This window comes from Burkholderia cepacia GG4 (assembly GCF_000292915.1).
GTDB classification, from domain to species: Bacteria; Pseudomonadota; Gammaproteobacteria; order Burkholderiales; family Burkholderiaceae; genus Burkholderia; species Burkholderia cepacia_D.
The window spans coordinates 2,332,637-2,346,467 of sequence record NC_018513.1 but is presented as its reverse complement, the minus strand read 5'-3'; the positions used below and the strand labels follow the sequence as shown (position 1 = coordinate 2,346,467).

The 13,831-nt window shown below is 65.9% G+C and carries 14 protein-coding genes, 2 tRNA genes and 2 pseudogenes; 9 read left to right on the top strand and 9 right to left on the bottom strand.

From position 1 onward, the window contains the following. The first annotated feature begins 206 nt into the window (after window positions 1-206). Entirely contained in the window at window positions 207-1,724 is a 1,518-nt protein-coding gene (ppx, locus tag GEM_RS10670) for an exopolyphosphatase (protein WP_014897417.1), read from the top strand. Window positions 1,725-1,778: 54 nt separating this feature from the next. Here the strand turns inward: ppx and GEM_RS10665 are convergent, their stop codons facing one another. Both GEM_RS10665 and GEM_RS10660 read right to left on the bottom strand, forming a co-directional pair. After that, entirely contained in the window at window positions 1,779-2,201 is a 423-nt protein-coding gene (locus GEM_RS10665; protein ID WP_014897416.1) for a hypothetical protein, read from the bottom strand. Between the two features lie 160 nt (window positions 2,202-2,361). After that, window positions 2,362-2,438: transfer RNA gene (locus GEM_RS10660), tRNA-Pro, on the bottom strand. 160 nt (window positions 2,439-2,598) lie between these two features. Here GEM_RS10660 and sixA point away from each other — a divergent pair. Then, window positions 2,599-3,060: a phosphohistidine phosphatase SixA gene (gene sixA / locus GEM_RS10655; protein WP_014897415.1), complete on the top strand. Its 462-nt coding sequence runs from the start codon at window positions 2,599-2,601 to the stop codon at window positions 3,058-3,060. A gap of 159 nt (window positions 3,061-3,219) precedes the next feature. Continuing rightward, window positions 3,220-4,026, top strand: a complete 807-nt coding sequence (locus GEM_RS10650) for a GNAT family N-acetyltransferase (RefSeq protein WP_014897414.1) — start codon at window positions 3,220-3,222, stop codon at window positions 4,024-4,026. 207 nt (window positions 4,027-4,233) lie between these two features. Here GEM_RS10650 and GEM_RS31810 read toward each other — a convergent pair whose 3' ends face one another. Next, a complete protein-coding gene (locus GEM_RS31810) occupies window positions 4,234-4,404 on the bottom strand; it encodes a hypothetical protein (RefSeq protein ID WP_014897413.1) in 171 nt (56 codons plus the stop codon). Window positions 4,405-4,539: 135 nt separating this feature from the next. Between GEM_RS31810 and GEM_RS10645 the strand changes: the two genes are divergently transcribed. Next, complete coding sequence (locus tag GEM_RS10645; protein WP_014897412.1) at window positions 4,540-4,719, top strand: hypothetical protein; 180 nt, start codon at window positions 4,540-4,542, stop codon at window positions 4,717-4,719. Window positions 4,720-4,743: 24 nt separating this feature from the next. Here GEM_RS10645 and GEM_RS10640 read toward each other — a convergent pair whose 3' ends face one another. The 5 genes from GEM_RS10640 to GEM_RS10620 all read right to left on the bottom strand — a co-directional run bounded on the left by GEM_RS10640 (window position 4,744) and on the right by GEM_RS10620 (window position 10,267). Beyond that, window positions 4,744-6,114 carry an MATE family efflux transporter gene (locus GEM_RS10640; protein ID WP_014897411.1) on the bottom strand — a complete coding sequence of 457 codons (1,371 nt, stop codon included), beginning with the start codon at window positions 6,112-6,114 and terminating at the stop codon, window positions 4,744-4,746. Between the two features lie 10 nt (window positions 6,115-6,124). Further along, entirely contained in the window at window positions 6,125-6,451 is a 327-nt protein-coding gene (locus tag GEM_RS10635; RefSeq protein ID WP_014897410.1) for a DUF2288 domain-containing protein, read from the bottom strand. A gap of 83 nt (window positions 6,452-6,534) precedes the next feature. Beyond that, entirely contained in the window at window positions 6,535-8,154 is a 1,620-nt protein-coding gene (locus GEM_RS10630; protein WP_014897409.1) for an acyl-CoA synthetase, read from the bottom strand. Window positions 8,155-8,529: 375 nt separating this feature from the next. Continuing rightward, window positions 8,530-9,222 carry a peptidoglycan DD-metalloendopeptidase family protein gene (locus tag GEM_RS10625; protein WP_014897408.1) on the bottom strand — a complete coding sequence of 231 codons (693 nt, stop codon included), beginning with the start codon at window positions 9,220-9,222 and terminating at the stop codon, window positions 8,530-8,532. Window positions 9,223-9,355: 133 nt separating this feature from the next. Then, complete coding sequence (locus GEM_RS10620; RefSeq protein ID WP_014897407.1) at window positions 9,356-10,267, bottom strand: aldose 1-epimerase; 912 nt, start codon at window positions 10,265-10,267, stop codon at window positions 9,356-9,358. A 485-nt stretch (window positions 10,268-10,752) separates the two neighbouring features. On the opposite strand from GEM_RS10620, the gene GEM_RS10615 reads away from it, so the two are divergent. The 4 genes and pseudogenes from GEM_RS10615 to GEM_RS32505 form a co-directional block, all read left to right on the top strand. Then, window positions 10,753-11,583: an undecaprenyl-diphosphate phosphatase gene (locus GEM_RS10615; protein ID WP_014897406.1), complete on the top strand. Its 831-nt coding sequence runs from the start codon at window positions 10,753-10,755 to the stop codon at window positions 11,581-11,583. A gap of 171 nt (window positions 11,584-11,754) precedes the next feature. Further along, window positions 11,755-11,831: transfer RNA gene (locus GEM_RS10610), tRNA-Arg, on the top strand. Window positions 11,832-12,049: 218 nt separating this feature from the next. Further along, on the top strand, window positions 12,050-12,310 hold the full coding sequence (locus GEM_RS32510) for a transposase (RefSeq protein WP_009687316.1): 261 nt from the start codon (window positions 12,050-12,052) through the stop codon (window positions 12,308-12,310). Between the two features lie 38 nt (window positions 12,311-12,348). Further along, window positions 12,349-12,552 (top strand): annotated as a pseudogene (locus GEM_RS32505) (IS3 family transposase); the annotation flags it as partial. On the opposite strand, the gene GEM_RS32200 reads toward GEM_RS32505, so the two are convergent. Then, window positions 12,510-12,938: a PriCT-2 domain-containing protein gene (locus tag GEM_RS32200; RefSeq protein WP_272148377.1), complete on the bottom strand. Its 429-nt coding sequence runs from the start codon at window positions 12,936-12,938 to the stop codon at window positions 12,510-12,512. The pseudogene GEM_RS32505 and the gene GEM_RS32200 sit on opposite strands and share 43 nt — an antisense overlap. A gap of 480 nt (window positions 12,939-13,418) precedes the next feature. Here GEM_RS32200 and GEM_RS10595 point away from each other — a divergent pair. Next, window positions 13,419-13,724: pseudogene (locus GEM_RS10595) on the top strand (type VI secretion system tip protein VgrG); the annotation flags it as partial. Window positions 13,725-13,831: the final 107 nt, after the last annotated feature.

The window sequence follows — 13,831 nt, the reverse complement described above, 5'->3', positions numbered from 1 at the left end:
ATGACGGTAGTGTATTTATATCGGGAAATTCTACGCCGGAACCGTTTTGTCTCATAAATGTTTCCGCTATATACAATCTACCGGGGTACATGCCCGTGGAGCGTGGCAACGGCAAGCGTTCCACGCTTAAAATGTCGCCTTTGATTGATCGCCTTGCGCGCGCCGGACCGGCTGCCGAGGGCGAACGCGCACGGAGCCCCCTTCTGATGGTTACCTCTCCCCACTTGCTGGCTGCCGTGGATCTCGGCTCGAACAGCTTCCGGCTGATCGTCGGGCGCGTCGAGGAGACGCCGGCGGGCAGCCAGATCTATCCCGTCGATGCGCTGCGCGAGCCCGTTCGACTGGCCGCGGGCCTGTCGAGCGACAAGATGCTCGATCGCGCGTCGCAGGAACGTGGCTGGGATGCGCTCAAGCGGTTCGGCGAGCGCCTGCGCGATTTCCATCCCGATCACGTGCGGGCGGTGGCGACCAACACGCTGCGTGTCGCGAAGAACGCGGGCGAGTTTCTCGGCGAGGCCGAAGCGGCGCTCGGGTTTCCGATCGAAGTGATCGCGGGCCGCGAAGAGGCGCGTCTGATCTACGCGGGCGCCGCGCATTCGGTGCCGGCGAGCGCCGGCAAGCGGCTCGTCGTCGACATCGGCGGCGGCTCGACCGAATTCATCATCGGCTCGCACTACACGCCGATCGTGATGGAGAGCCTCTATATCGGCTGCGTGAGCCATAGCCGGGCGTTCTTCCCGGCCGGCAACGTCGACGAATACACGATGCGGCAGGCCGAACTCGCGGCCAAGCGCGAGATCCAGATCATTTCGAGCGAATACAAGAAAGCCGGCTGGGACCAGGCGATCGGTTCGTCCGGCACCGCGCGGGCGCTCGCGGAGCTCGTCGAGGCGAACGGCTTCAACGATGCGGGCATCACGCACGGCATTTCGCGCGGCGGGCTCGAACGCCTGAAGCGCGCGCTGATCAAGTCCGAGAACGTGAACCGGCTGAAACTGGTCGCGTTGAAGCCCGATCGCGTGCCGGTGCTCGCCGGCGGCCTCGCGATCATGCTCGCGGTGTTCGAGGAGCTGGGCGTCGACTATGTCGATACCACCGACGGCGCGCTGCGTCTCGGCGTGCTGTACGACCTGCTCGGCCGGACCCAGCACGAGGACATGCGTGCGGTGACCGTCGAAGGCTTCACGCGCCGTTATGGCGTCGATCGTGCGCAGGCCGAGCGGATCGCCGGGCTGGCCGTGCGGTTCTACGACGAGCTCGAGGACTCCGACGACGACGAGCAGCGCGAGGAAGGCCGGATGTTCCTCGGCTGGGCCGCCGCGTTGCACGAGATCGGCCTGTCGATCTCGCACAGCTCGTATCACAAGCATTCCGCGTATATCGCGAGCAATGCCGACATGCCGGGTTTCTCGCGCACCGACCAGGCGCGCCTGGCCGCACTCGTGCTCGGTCACGCGGGCAAGCTCGGCAAGCTGTCACAGGCGCGCGAAGTCGAATGGCCGCTGCTGTTCTGTCTGCGGCTGGCGGCGCTGCTGTGCCGGCGCCGGACCGATGCCGGGCTGCCGGAGATTTCCGTGTCGCAAATGAAGAAGGGCGGGTATGAAGTGCGCCTGCCGGGCGCGTGGGTCGAGCAGAACCCGCTGACCGACTACAGCCTCAGCCAGGAAGCGGCCGAGTGGGAGAAGGTCGGTATTCCGTATCGCGTGGTTTATACGGGCGCGTAACGCGCCGGCACCGGGGCGGCGCGCTCGCGCCGCACAGCCTTCCTTGCGACGCGCTCAGTCCGAGCACACGATCGCGGTCAGGAACGGGAACGCCTGCTTGACGGTGGCATCGCTGCCGGCCTTGCGCACGGCCTGTTCCACCGCGTTCTTCGTACCGCGCACCACGACGCCGTACGCCCATTCGCCGATCGGTGTGCCGTCGCCCGGCTGGAAGATCGGGTCGTTCGCCTGGTAGCCGAGCACGACATAGACGCCGAAGCCGTACGCGGTCAGCGGATGGTTCGTGCGGAACGCATTCACCGAATTCGATTCGACGTGCATCGGCTCCGACTGGATGTCGCCGGCCGCGAGCAGCGGCGCGACGAACTTGTGGCCGTTCGAGTGGCAGTCGAGCGCATTGTCGAGCGACTTGGCCGGCGCGGCGCCGGAGGCGAGCAGCGCGCCGAGCAGGGCGATCTTGAGAACGTGTTTTTTCATGCGCGGTTGCGGGTTGGTCACGGATATTATCGTGTGTTCCCGCAAGATTCGTGCGCGGGTGGCGGACGGAACGCCAGCGCGTGGCGGCGGACGGCACGCGGCGGAGCAAACGAAAAAGGGTTGCAAGCGCGATGGCTTGCAACCCTTATCGTGTATCTCGTGGTCGGAGCGATAGGATTCGAACCTACGACCCTCTGATCCCAAATCAGATGCGCTACCAGGCTGCGCTACGCTCCGACAAGCCAAAGATTTTATCGTCTAATGGGGGGCGGGGTCAACCACGTTATGCATACGATGTACGTGATGGCGAAACGGCCGCGATCGACGACAATTTGCAGATGGGCGACCGGTGCGCATGCATGTGCCCGGATCGTGCACCGACGCATGGAGAGACATCATGATGAACCTGATCCTGTGGCGCCACGCTGAAGCCGAAGACTACGCGGCAAGCGACCTCGCACGCCAGCTGACCGCCCGCGGGCGCAAGGAAGCGCAGGCGATGGCCAAGTGGCTGCGCAGCCGGCTCGAATCGAGCAGCGTGATCCTCGCGAGCCCGGCCGCACGCACCGTGCAGACCGTCGAGGCGCTGACCGACCAGTACCGGACCATCGAGGCGCTCGCGCCGGGCGGCAGCGTCGAGGACGTGCTGACGGCCGCCGGCTGGCCCGACGGCATCGCGCCGACGGTCGTGATCGTCGGGCACCAGCCGACGCTCGGCAGCGTCGCTGCGCAGTTGATCGCCGGCAACGACGACAGCTGGAGCGTCAAGAAGGGCGGCATCGTGTGGCTCGCGAGCCGCACGCGCGACGGCAGCCGTCAGGCCGTGCTGCGCGCGGTATTGACGCCGGACCTTGTGTGACGGGGGTTGAAGGCATTCATCATACGGTTTCGCAAGCTTTCTGCTAAAGTCAATTCGGCGACACGTCATTGAAAGGACACGGTCGTGCCACAGAACGGTAACGGCCGGTTACTACATTGGCTGGCATGTCGTCCTATTCCTTACGACCAGGAAAGCCTAATGCGAGAACTGCCGACGCCTACGCTCCCTTTTGCCTCGCTGCCCCTCGACACGACGCGGCGTCATCTGCCGCGCGCTGCCGAAACCGTCACATCCGAGTACCGTCTGCGTGCCGCCTGGGCGCGCACGGAAGACGAACTGCGCGAGGCCCAGCGCCTGCGTTATACCGTGTTCGCCGAAGAGATGGGCGCACAGGTCAGTGGTCCCTCCGGTCTCGACGTCGATCCGTTCGACGCCTATTGTGACCACCTGCTGGTGCGCGATCTCGACACCCTGAAGGTGGTCGGCACGTACCGCGTGCTGCCGCCGCACCAGGCCGCGCGCGTCGGCCGTCTGTATGCGGAAGGCGAATTCGACCTGTCGCGCCTGACGCACCTGCGCGGCAAGATGGTCGAGGTCGGCCGCTCGTGCGTGCACAGCGACTACCGCAGCGGCGCCGTGATCATGGCGCTGTGGGGCGGTCTCGGCGCGTACATGATGCAGAACGGCTACGAGACGATGCTCGGTTGCGCGAGCGTGTCGATGGCCGACGGCGGGCACTATGCGGCAAACCTGTATCAGTCGCTGCCCGCGAACTCGTTGACGGCGCCGGAATACCGCGCGTTCCCGCATACGGCGCTGCCGGTCGACGAGCTGCAGACCGGCACCGTCGTCGCGCCGCCGCCGCTGATCAAGGGTTATCTGCGCCTGGGCGCGAAGATTTGCGGCGCGCCGGCGTGGGATCCCGACTTCAACTGCGCGGATTTCCTGACGCTGTTCCGGTTGTCGGACATCAACGCGCGCTACGCCCGGCATTTCCTGGGCTGACCCCGAATCGCGGTGCGCCAGTCACGGCGCGCACGCAAACGAACGCCGTCGCGCGGCAGGCTGCCACGCGACGGCGTTCGGCTATTCGGATCGAGCGGATGTATCCGGCCCTGTTAATTTCAGCGGTACGCGGCTGCCACCGCGCCGGGACGGCACGTTTGCGCGCGGGCCGCGCATCGGGTGGCCCGGACGCCGCCGGCGGCTCGGCTAGTGCTTGCGCCGCCAGTCGAGCAGGTGGTGTTCGGCCATCCAGTGATGGATCATCCCTTCGCCGCCGTGGTTGCGCTTGTATTCGCGCGACTCGAAATAGGACAGGGCGACGAGCACCATCAGACCGATGAATAGGCCGATCAGGCCAGCGATCTCTTCAGACGACATGGCAGCCTCCTTTCAACGGTACAGCGCCATGCGTACATGTTAGAACATACGCGGGGCGACCCCTAACCCGGAATTCCGCTAGACTCGGCGCGGTCCTGGCGCGCGATGGGCGCGCCGTTTTCAGGAGCCTTCCCGATGAGCCGTTTCATGCTGGCCGTGCTGGCCGCGTCCATTCTTGCCGGTTGTGGCAGCGATCCCCAACAGGCCCGCCGCGGCCACCCGCCGCAAGATCCGGCCGATTACCACGGCGTGCCGACCGACATGACGCCGCCGTCGATGCTCGGCGAGCCGGCGCCGTCGGCACCCGCGCAATAACGAAACGGCCGCCCCGCGCGGCCGTCAGGCGCGGGCCGCGGGCGCGTCGGTGCCGATCCGCCGCAGCAGCGCCGGCAGGTAGCGTGCGAGCGTTGCGCCGCGCGCGACCATGAAGAGCAGCAGCGCGAACCACAGCCCGTGATTGCCGAACGGGCCGACGGCGACGAGCGTCGCGGCGATGAAGACCGCGAACGACGCGACCATCGCGCGCATCAGCGACTGCGTCTGCGTCGCGCCGATGAACACGCCGTCGAGCAGGAACCCCCACACCGATACGATCGGCGAGATCGCCGCCCACGGCAGGTAGCGCAGCGCGACCGCACGAATCTCGGCCTGGTCGGTCAGTTGTGCGACGATCCAGCCGCCGGCCGCCCAATAGACGAATGCGAACAGCAGCGCACCGAGCGCGGACCACAGCAGCGTGACGCGCACGGCCTGCCGGAAGGCGGCGCGGTCGCGTGCACCCGCTGCGGCGCCGACGAGCGCCTCGGCCGCATGCGCGAAGCCGTCGAGCCCGTACGCCATGAAGGTCTGGAAATTCAGCAGCAGCGCGTTGGCCGCGAGCGTCGCGTCGCCTTGTTTCGCGCCGAGGTGCGCGAACCAGCCGAACGCGCCGAGCAGGCACAGTGTGCGCAGGAAGATGTCGCGATTGAGCGCGATCAGCCGCTTGAGCGCCGCGCGGTCGGCCAGCGCACGCGCGGCAAGCGGCGCCAGGCCGCGCGGCCGCAGCCGCCACAGCATCCACGCACCGAGCGCGAAGCCGCACGCGTCCGCGGTCGCGGTTGCCGCACCGATCCCGGCAATGCCCCAGCCGAAGCCGTACACGTAGAGCAGCACCGCGCCGATGTTCACCGCGTTGATGAAGACCTGCGCGACGAGCGCGAGCCGCACCCGCTGCACGCCGAGCAGGTAGCCGAGCACGACGTAGTTCGCGAGCGCGAACGGGGCGCTCCAGATCCGCGCGTGGCTATAGGCCAATGCCGTCGTACGGACGGCCTCGCTGCCGCCCAGCGCGCTCAGCGCGAACGACAGCAGCGGCACTTGCAGCGCGAGCACGGCGGCGCCGAGCGCGAACGCGACGATCAGCGCACGCAGCACGTTCAGCCGGATGCCGGCGGCGTCGCCGGCGCCGTGCGCCTGCGCGACGAGGCCGGTCGTGCCCATGCGCAGGAAGCCGAAACCCCAGAACACGAAGTTGAAGAACAGCCCGCCGAGCGCCACGCCGCCGAGATACTGCGCGCCGTCGAGGTGGCCGGCGACGGCCGTGTCGACCGCGCCGAGGATGGGCTGGGTCAGGTTCGCAAGGACGATCGGGAATGCGAGCGCGAGCACGCGCCGATGCGAGACGGCGGCCGACCCGGCGTCGGCCCCGTGCGGTAATGCGGATTCGGACATGGCGGACGCGTCAGGCGCGTTCCTGCACGCACACCCACGGCGACACGACGACCGCCCACAGTTCCGGATTGCGCGCCGCGTAGTCGGCGGCGGTTTCCGCCGGCATGCGCGCGACGATGCCGGCCGAGAGCCAGCGCGTGACCTGTTCCGCGTCGTCGCCGGCAATGGCTTCCGCGACGCTGACGAGGTCGAGGTCGCGCGCGACGGACAGCAGCTTGCCTTGCGCGAAGAAGCGTTCGAGATCGCACCAGTCGATCTTGGCGGTTTCGCCGAGGAGTTTGGCGTAGAGCGGGCTGTGCGACGCGCCCGCGGCGGATTCGTGTTGGTCGGAGGACATCGGATATGCGTTGGATAGACTGCGTGGCGCCACTATAAACCATCCGGGCGACCGGCCGGCCGCCCGGCGCGGCCGCGCCCGGCTCACGCGTCGCGTAGCGCGCGGCGCACGATCTTGCCGGTTGCCGTCATCGGCAGCCCGTCGACGAACGCGATCGCGCGCGGGTATTCGTGCGCGGCCAGCCGCGTGCGCACGTGTGCCTGCAGTGCCTGGACCAGCGCGTCGTCGCCGACATGGCCGGGGTTCAGCACGACGAACGCCTTGACGATTTCGGTGCGCGTCGCGTCGGGCACGCCGACCACGGCCGCCATCCGCACCGCCGGATGCGTGAGCAGGCAGTCCTCGATCGGGCCTGGGCCGATCCGGTAGCCGGCGCTCGTGATCACGTCGTCGTCGCGACCGACGAAGCGCACGAAGCCATCTGCGTCGATCGTGCCGGTGTCGCCCGTGAGCAGGTAGTCGCCCGCGAACTTGTCGTGCGTCGCAGCGGGATTGCGCCAGTATTCGAGGAACATCACCGGGTCGGGGCGGCGCACCGCGATGCGCCCCTCGACGCCGGGCGGCAGCGGCGTGCCGTGCGCGTCGACGATCGCGACCGTGTGGCCGGGCACCGCCTTGCCGATCGCACCGGGCTGCGCATCGAACAGTGCCGCGCACGAGGACAGCACCATGTTGCATTCGGTCTGCCCGTAGAACTCGTTGATCGTCACGCCGAGCGCTTCGCGTCCCCATGCCGTGAGTTCGGTGCCGAGCGATTCCCCGCCGCTCGCGACCGACTTCAGCGCCAGCGTGTGGCGTTCGCGCGGCGCGGGCACCGTGCGCATCAGCTTCAGCGCGGTGGGCGGCAGGAACGCGTGGGTCACGCCGTGCCGGGCCATCAGCGCGAACGCGGCTTCGCCGTCGAACTTCTCGAAGCGGTGTGCGAGCACGGGCACGCCGTGATGCCACGACGGCAGCAGCACGTCGAGCAGCCCGCCGATCCACGCCCAGTCGGCGGGCGTCCAGAACAGGCGCGCGTCGCGCGGGAAGCATTGCTGCGACATCTCGACGCCCGGCAGGTGGCCCAGCAACACGCGATGCGCATGCAGCGCGCCTTTCGGCTTGCCGGTCGTTCCCGACGTGTAGATGATTACCGCCGGATCGTCGGCTGCGGTGTCCGCCGGCACGAAATCCGGCGATTCGGCGGCGAGTGCGGCGTCGTAGCGCAGCACGCCCGGCGCGTCGGGCGCATCGCCGCCGATGCAGTAGCACGTGTGCAGCGCCGGCAGTTGCGCGCGCAGCGGCGCGATCTTCGCGTAGCCGGCCGCATCGGTGACGAGCGCGGCGGCTTCGCTGTTCGCCAGCCGGTATTCGAGCGCATCGACGCCGAACAGCGTGAACAGCGGCACCGCGATCGCGCCGAGCTTGTACGCGGCGAGATGGGCAATCGCCGTTTCGGGGCCCTGAGCGAGAAAGATGCCGATCCGGTCGCCGCGTTGCAGGCCCGCACGCGCGAAGCTGTTCGCGAGCCGGTTAGAGGCATTCCTCAGGTCGTCGAAGGTGAGACGCGACACATCGCCATGCGACGTTTCGTGGATCAGCGCGAGCCGTCCGCTGCCGTCGGCCCACTTGTCGCAGACGTCCACGCCGATGTTGTAGCGGGCCGGAACGTCCCACGCGAAGCGGGAGAGCAGGTCGTCGTAGCGGTTTGCGGCGGGCAGCATCGCAGGTCTCCTCGGTGTCGAACGGCGGGATTCGTCCGCGGATTACATCTGCATTTCACGTGGCCGAATCCACAATGGCGCCTGATTGATAGGGAATGTTCGGGCTCGTGCAACGGGGGCGCCTCAGTGCACGATTCCGCAATGATGCATAAGATCATGACAAAACAGTGATGTGACCATGGATTTGCTTCTGATAGCTGCGGGGTTCAGCCTGTTCGGAATCGGTGTGCTGGTGGCGTTTGCCCGCCGCGTCGATCCGTTGTCCGGCCGTTTCACCGGACGTCTGCGCAGGCGCTGACACAACCTTCCCGATGTTCCGCGCGACGACACGCGATGCGTGCCGGTATCGTGTGTCGCCTGTCGCTCGCGGCGCGCTCAGCGCGCGGGCAGGTAGCGTGCAGGATCGATCGAGCGGCCGCCGTAGCGCAGCTCGAAATGCAGCGCGACGCGATCGCTGTCGCTGTTGCCCATCTCGGCGATCGTTTGCCCCTGCGTGACCGACTGGCCTTCCTTCACGAGCAGCGCGCGGTTGTGCGCGTAGGCCGTCAGGTAGTCGGCGTTGTGCTTCAGGATGATCAGGTTGCCGTAGCCGCGCAGGCCGTTGCCGGCGTAGACGACGACGCCCGGCGCCGCGGCCATCACCGGCGTGCCCGTCGAGTTCGCGATATCGATGCCCTTTGATTTCGAGCCGTCGAAGGTCCGCACCACGTTGCCGGCGGCCGGCCAGATCAGCGCGATGCTGGTGGCCGGCTTGACGGCCGATTCGACCGGCGCGGAAGGCGCGGGGCGACTGCGGCCCGCGCTGCCGGTGCCGGTGGTCGACGCGGTCGTCGTGCCGGGCGGCGGTGCGACGCGCAGCACCTGGCCGACCTCGATCGCGTCGGGGTTCGTGATCTGGTTCCAGCGCACGATGTTCTGCGTCGACGTGCGATTCTCGCGCGCGATCTTGTAGAGCGTGTCGCCGCGCTCGACGCGGTAGAACCCGGGGCCGACGGGTGCGGAGCCGCACGCGACGAGCAGCGCGGCGCAGGCGGCCGCGAACAGCCGCTTCGTTGTTGTTCCGAACATTGAACCTCGCAAAACCCTGCCGCGCGCGGCGCGGCAGGCAATACAAAACGTCAGAGTTTAACGGGTTCGACCCGCGCACCGCAGTTTCGGGCCGCGGGCGCGGCCGGCGCGCACCGGTTCGGGGCGGCCGATATCAGCCGGCGAGCGGGAGCACGCGAATCCGCAGCGTGGCCGTTTCAGTTGCGCCCGGTGCGAGCATGCGCAGCCCGAGGCCGTTGTGAATGGCGTCCGGCAGGCCGAGCCACGGCTCGACACAGTAGAAGTCCGATTCCGGTTTTTCGGTCCAGGTCGTGACCGCGTACCACGGGATCGAGCCTGGCACGTCGAGCTCGATCTCGATCGTGCGGCGGCGGCCCGGCATCACGATGCGTACCGGCGTGGACGGCGCGCCGTCGAGGCAGTGGAAGCGGTCGAGGATGTCCGGGTCGCCGAGGCTGTACGAGGCTGCGCCGGGTTCGAGCGGGCTGATCGAGCCGTCCGCACGCTGCATGCAGCGGCCCGTCGGCGGCAGCTCGAGCGCGGTGTCGGCGCGTTCGCCGTGCGGCAGTGCGAAATAGAAATGGTGGCCTGCGTAGTACGGCAGCGGCGTGTCGCCGCGGTTGGTCGTGGTGAGCGCGACGTCGAGCGTGTGCGGGTCGGCGAGCCGGTAGGTCGTTTCGAACCGGAAGTCGAACGGGTAGCTGTCGCGCAGCGTGTCGTTTGCATCGAGCGTCATCGACAGCGCCGTGCCGTCGGCCGACGGCTGCGCTGCGAACGGCAGGTCGCGCGCGAAGCCGTGCATCGGCAGGTCGCGGACCACGCCGGCGGCATCGCGCCAGCGGCCGAGTTCGCCGTCGACGCGGTGGCGGCCGAGGAACGGGAACAGCAGCGGATTGCCGCCGCGCACGCGCGCGAGGTTGGTCCAGTCGGCCGTTTCCGGCCAGAAGATGACCGGCTCGCCGTCGACGTGCCAGGACAGCAGGCGGCCGCCGAATTGCGGAGCGACCCGAACGAGCGACGGGCCGGCGTGAAGTTCATGAATGTCGTGCTGCTGGAAGGTCGGCATGGCGAATCGGTATGAACGGGTGGGCAGGGTGCGCGATGGCGCGCTCCATTATCGGGCCGCGATGCGGTCGGGGAAAACCCTTCTCGGGAAATTGCGAGTTTTTCGGACGGTCGGCGGTCGGGATAATGCAACTAAACCGGTGATGTTGCCGGGTCATGACACTTTGTGGAGAGGCCATGGATCTGGCAATGGCAATGGGAATCGCACTGTTCGGCATGTTCACCGGCAGCACGGTACTATTTTTCTACCAGCTCGGCCGCTGACTGCAATTTGTGCCGGATTCGAAAGGCCCGCCATGCAAATGGCGGGCTTTTTGCTTTCTGTTCGCTTACATGTTGCAAGCGTTTGTGTGCATTGCCGCAATAATCTGCCAAATGCCTTGGCGCGGTAATCCTGGCTGGGCATAATCGGGGCGCGTTTTTTTCGGACGCGCACTGCGTCGTCCGCTTTTCTACCCGATTGATCTCCACTAAAAGGACCGACGCGTGAGTCTCTGGTTTCTGGTATTCCTGAGCGTCCTGCAGGGCGTCACCGAACTCTTCCCCGTCAGCAGTCTCGGCCACACGCTGCTCGTGCCGGCGCTGTTCGGCATGCACATCGACAAGCATGCGCCGCAACTGCTGCCGTTCCTCGTCGCGCTGCACCTCGGCACCGCGCTCGCGCTGCTGTGGTATTTCCGGGCACGCTGGATCGCGCTGATCAGCGGCTTCTTCGCGCAGCTCGGCGGCCGCAAGAACGACGACGGCCACCTGATGTGGGCGCTGATCATCGGCACGATCCCGACCGGCATCGTCGGGCTGCTGCTCGAAAAGCGCATCGAGCACATCTTCCACGACCTGCGGATCGTCGCGATCGCGCTGATCATCAACGGCGTGCTGCTGTGGATCGGCGATCGTATCCAGCGCAGCCGTGCGCACCAGGCGCCGGAGAAGATGACGTTCAAGCAGGCGTTCTTCGTGGGCCTCGCTCAGATCGGCGCGCTGATTCCGGGTTTCTCGCGCAGCGGGCTGACGATGATCGCCGGCAATGCGGCCGGGCTGACGGCGGAGAAGGCGGCGGAGTTTTCGTTTCTGCTCGGCACGCCGATCATTTTCGCGGCGGGCGTGCTCGAATTGCCGAAGCTGTTCCACGCGCGCGACCAGCTCGCGGATGCGCTGCTCGGCGGCGTGCTGACGGCGATCGCCGCTTATCTGAGCGTGCGGTTCCTGATGCGCTATTTCGAAGGGCGCGGGCGGCTGGCGTCGTTCGGCGTGTATTGCGTGATCGCCGGGGTGTTCTGTCTCGGGTGGTTCATGCTGCATGCGCAGCCGGTTTGACGGCTGCAGCGCCGGTCGCGCGTGATATGGCGCGATGATCGGGTATAATTTCGGGCTCGGCTTCATGCCGGGCCCGTTTCGTTTCGGGGCTTCGAGCCGGTGGTTGTGGTGGTGCTCGAAGCCTCGCGCGTCAAATGCGGTCCGGGTTGTGGCCGTGTCTTTTCTCCTCGACCGCCCTTAGCTCAGTTGGATAGAGCAACGGCCTTCTAAGCCGTAGGTCACACGTTCGAATCGTGTAGGGCGGGCCAATAGAATCAAGCGGTTACGGCATTTTTCTTCGGTTGATCATTCAAGGTACTTTGTCGTGTAGGCATGGTGTAGGCAATTTCTGCCAGCACGGGCGAGACATCGGCTTAACGAATGCCGCATAGAGATGTTCAACGGGCGATAGCGGTAGCGTGTCGATGACCTGCTCTCCGCGTTTAGTACGGTGACGGTGTAGAGTCCGTTCCAGAGAGGAACGGCAATGAAAAAGCGATTCACCGAAGAACAAATCATCGGCATCTTGAAGGAAGCCGAGGCTGGCCTGAAGCCGGCGGAGCTGTGCCGCAAGTACGGCATCTCGGAAGCGACCTACTACAACTGGAAAGCGAAGTTCGGCGGGATGACGGTCTCCGAAGCGCAGCGCCTGAAGGAACTGGAGCAGGAGAACAGCAAGCTCAAGCGTCTGTTGGCCGAATCGATGCTCGACAACGCCGCGTTGAAGGACCTGCTGGCTCGAAAGTAGCAAGCCCGCAGGCCAAGCGCGAAGCGGTCCGGATATTGATGACCGAACGTGCCATGGGTGTTACCCGGGCCTGCGGGCTGGTAGGGATTTCGCGCTCGCTGTTCCACTACGAATCACGCCGTCGAATTGACGACGAAGCGCTGACTGGCCGGATGATGGCCATTGCCGCGCAGAAGCGCCGATACGGCTATCGTCGGATTCACGTGCTGTTGCAGCGGGATGGCTGCTTCGCCAACCACAAGCGCATCTGGCGCCTGTACAGCAAGGCGGGGCTGAGCGTGCACAAGCGGCGACGCAAGCGTATTGCGGCTGTCGAGCGCACGCCGCTGCCGTTATCGGCGAAGCGGCGTCCGTTTTCGATATCCGCGCCCATCCAGTCAACGTTCCCTCGCGCCCTCAAATATCCGTTCTGAGCGGCGTAGTGCACCAAGGTACCAAACCCGATTCCGCGACCCGCGTCGAAGGAGTGCCATACCTTGAGGAAATGGGATTCGTCGAACTTTCTTGGCGCACCCATGCTCCACTTCCGCGCCACGTCCTTTGCGCAGTTCCAACCGGTGCTGGCAATTGCCCACACGACATTGCGCCACGTGTGATAGTCGCAATCAGGCTTGACGGTCGCCAGCATGAAATTCACGCGCTCGATTTCCTCTGGCGTCTCCACGGGCACAGGATGATTCGTTTTGCTGTCGAAATTGCGGAAATCAAGGTCCGTGGCTCGTGTCGCATCTTGCTGCCGTACCATTCCGATCAGCAAGTCGGGATCAAGCAAAGCGCCGTCGTTCGTCTCGAAGAAAGCGCTGCCGCGTGATTCGGCCGGACAACTTGGCAGGTAGTAGACTCGCGCTGCATCCTTGCAAGCGGCATCGCAATGCCCCTGGAGAAGGATGTTGAACCCGTCCCAGACACTCGGCCATTCGTCAGGCGTGCAAGGGCGAGCGAGCGGCACCACGACTCGGTACTTCGTGACATCCCGCTGAGGTTCGTGCCAGTGAGACGAATATGCAGCCCAGGTGTACTGATCGATGTGGGAGCGCAGATCACTCAATGCCGGTGCGGCGCGGTGGACGGAGATAACACGTCCGGTCGCCGTATCTTTCTCGCCTACGGTATCGAAGACGGCTCGCGAGGACCTCGCACGATCAAATCGGCCTCATTCAGCCGTCAAGGTCCGAGCTCGATCGCTGAACACATGAACAGCTTGCCTAAGACTGCGTTCAACGACCCCTATGTGCTTCGCCACTCGATCACAGGCGAAGTGCTCAAGAATCACCCGTACGAGTTCGTACGGAGCGATGGAACAGTCATCAAGGGCGTGACGGACGAACTCGGTAAGACTTCGGTGCAGAAGAACGTGGACGTCGAGACGATGACTGTGCGTGTGTTGCCTCGCACGCTCAACGACGTCGGCTAGCGGTCCGAATCGTGGATCGCGTCAATCGCCATCAGCACATCTTGAATCTCTCCGATCAACCGCAATAATCGTAGGTACCGGTACGGGTCCGAACAATTCCGGCAGCA

Excerpts from the sequence above, each read along its gene's own strand:
- ppx (WP_014897417.1), top strand. The coding sequence starts at position 207 with ATGGTTACCTCTCCCCACTTGCTGGCTGCCGTGGATCTCGGCTCGAAC.
- GEM_RS10665 (WP_014897416.1), bottom strand. The coding sequence starts at position 2,201 with ATGAAAAAACACGTTCTCAAGATCGCCCTGCTCGGCGCGCTGCTCGCC.
- sixA (WP_014897415.1), top strand. The coding sequence starts at position 2,599 with ATGATGAACCTGATCCTGTGGCGCCACGCTGAAGCCGAAGACTACGCG.
- GEM_RS10650 (WP_014897414.1), top strand. The coding sequence starts at position 3,220 with ATGCGAGAACTGCCGACGCCTACGCTCCCTTTTGCCTCGCTGCCCCTC.
- GEM_RS31810 (WP_014897413.1), bottom strand. The coding sequence starts at position 4,404 with ATGTCGTCTGAAGAGATCGCTGGCCTGATCGGCCTATTCATCGGTCTG.
- GEM_RS10645 (WP_014897412.1), top strand. The coding sequence starts at position 4,540 with ATGAGCCGTTTCATGCTGGCCGTGCTGGCCGCGTCCATTCTTGCCGGT.
- GEM_RS10640 (WP_014897411.1), bottom strand. The coding sequence starts at position 6,114 with ATGTCCGAATCCGCATTACCGCACGGGGCCGACGCCGGGTCGGCCGCC.
- GEM_RS10635 (WP_014897410.1), bottom strand. The coding sequence starts at position 6,451 with ATGTCCTCCGACCAACACGAATCCGCCGCGGGCGCGTCGCACAGCCCG.
- GEM_RS10630 (WP_014897409.1), bottom strand. The coding sequence starts at position 8,154 with ATGCTGCCCGCCGCAAACCGCTACGACGACCTGCTCTCCCGCTTCGCG.
- GEM_RS10625 (WP_014897408.1), bottom strand. The coding sequence starts at position 9,222 with ATGTTCGGAACAACAACGAAGCGGCTGTTCGCGGCCGCCTGCGCCGCG.
- GEM_RS10620 (WP_014897407.1), bottom strand. The coding sequence starts at position 10,267 with ATGCCGACCTTCCAGCAGCACGACATTCATGAACTTCACGCCGGCCCG.
- GEM_RS32510 (WP_009687316.1), top strand. The coding sequence starts at position 12,050 with ATGAAAAAGCGATTCACCGAAGAACAAATCATCGGCATCTTGAAGGAA.
- GEM_RS32200 (WP_272148377.1), bottom strand. The coding sequence starts at position 12,938 with ATGCTGGCGACCGTCAAGCCTGATTGCGACTATCACACGTGGCGCAAT.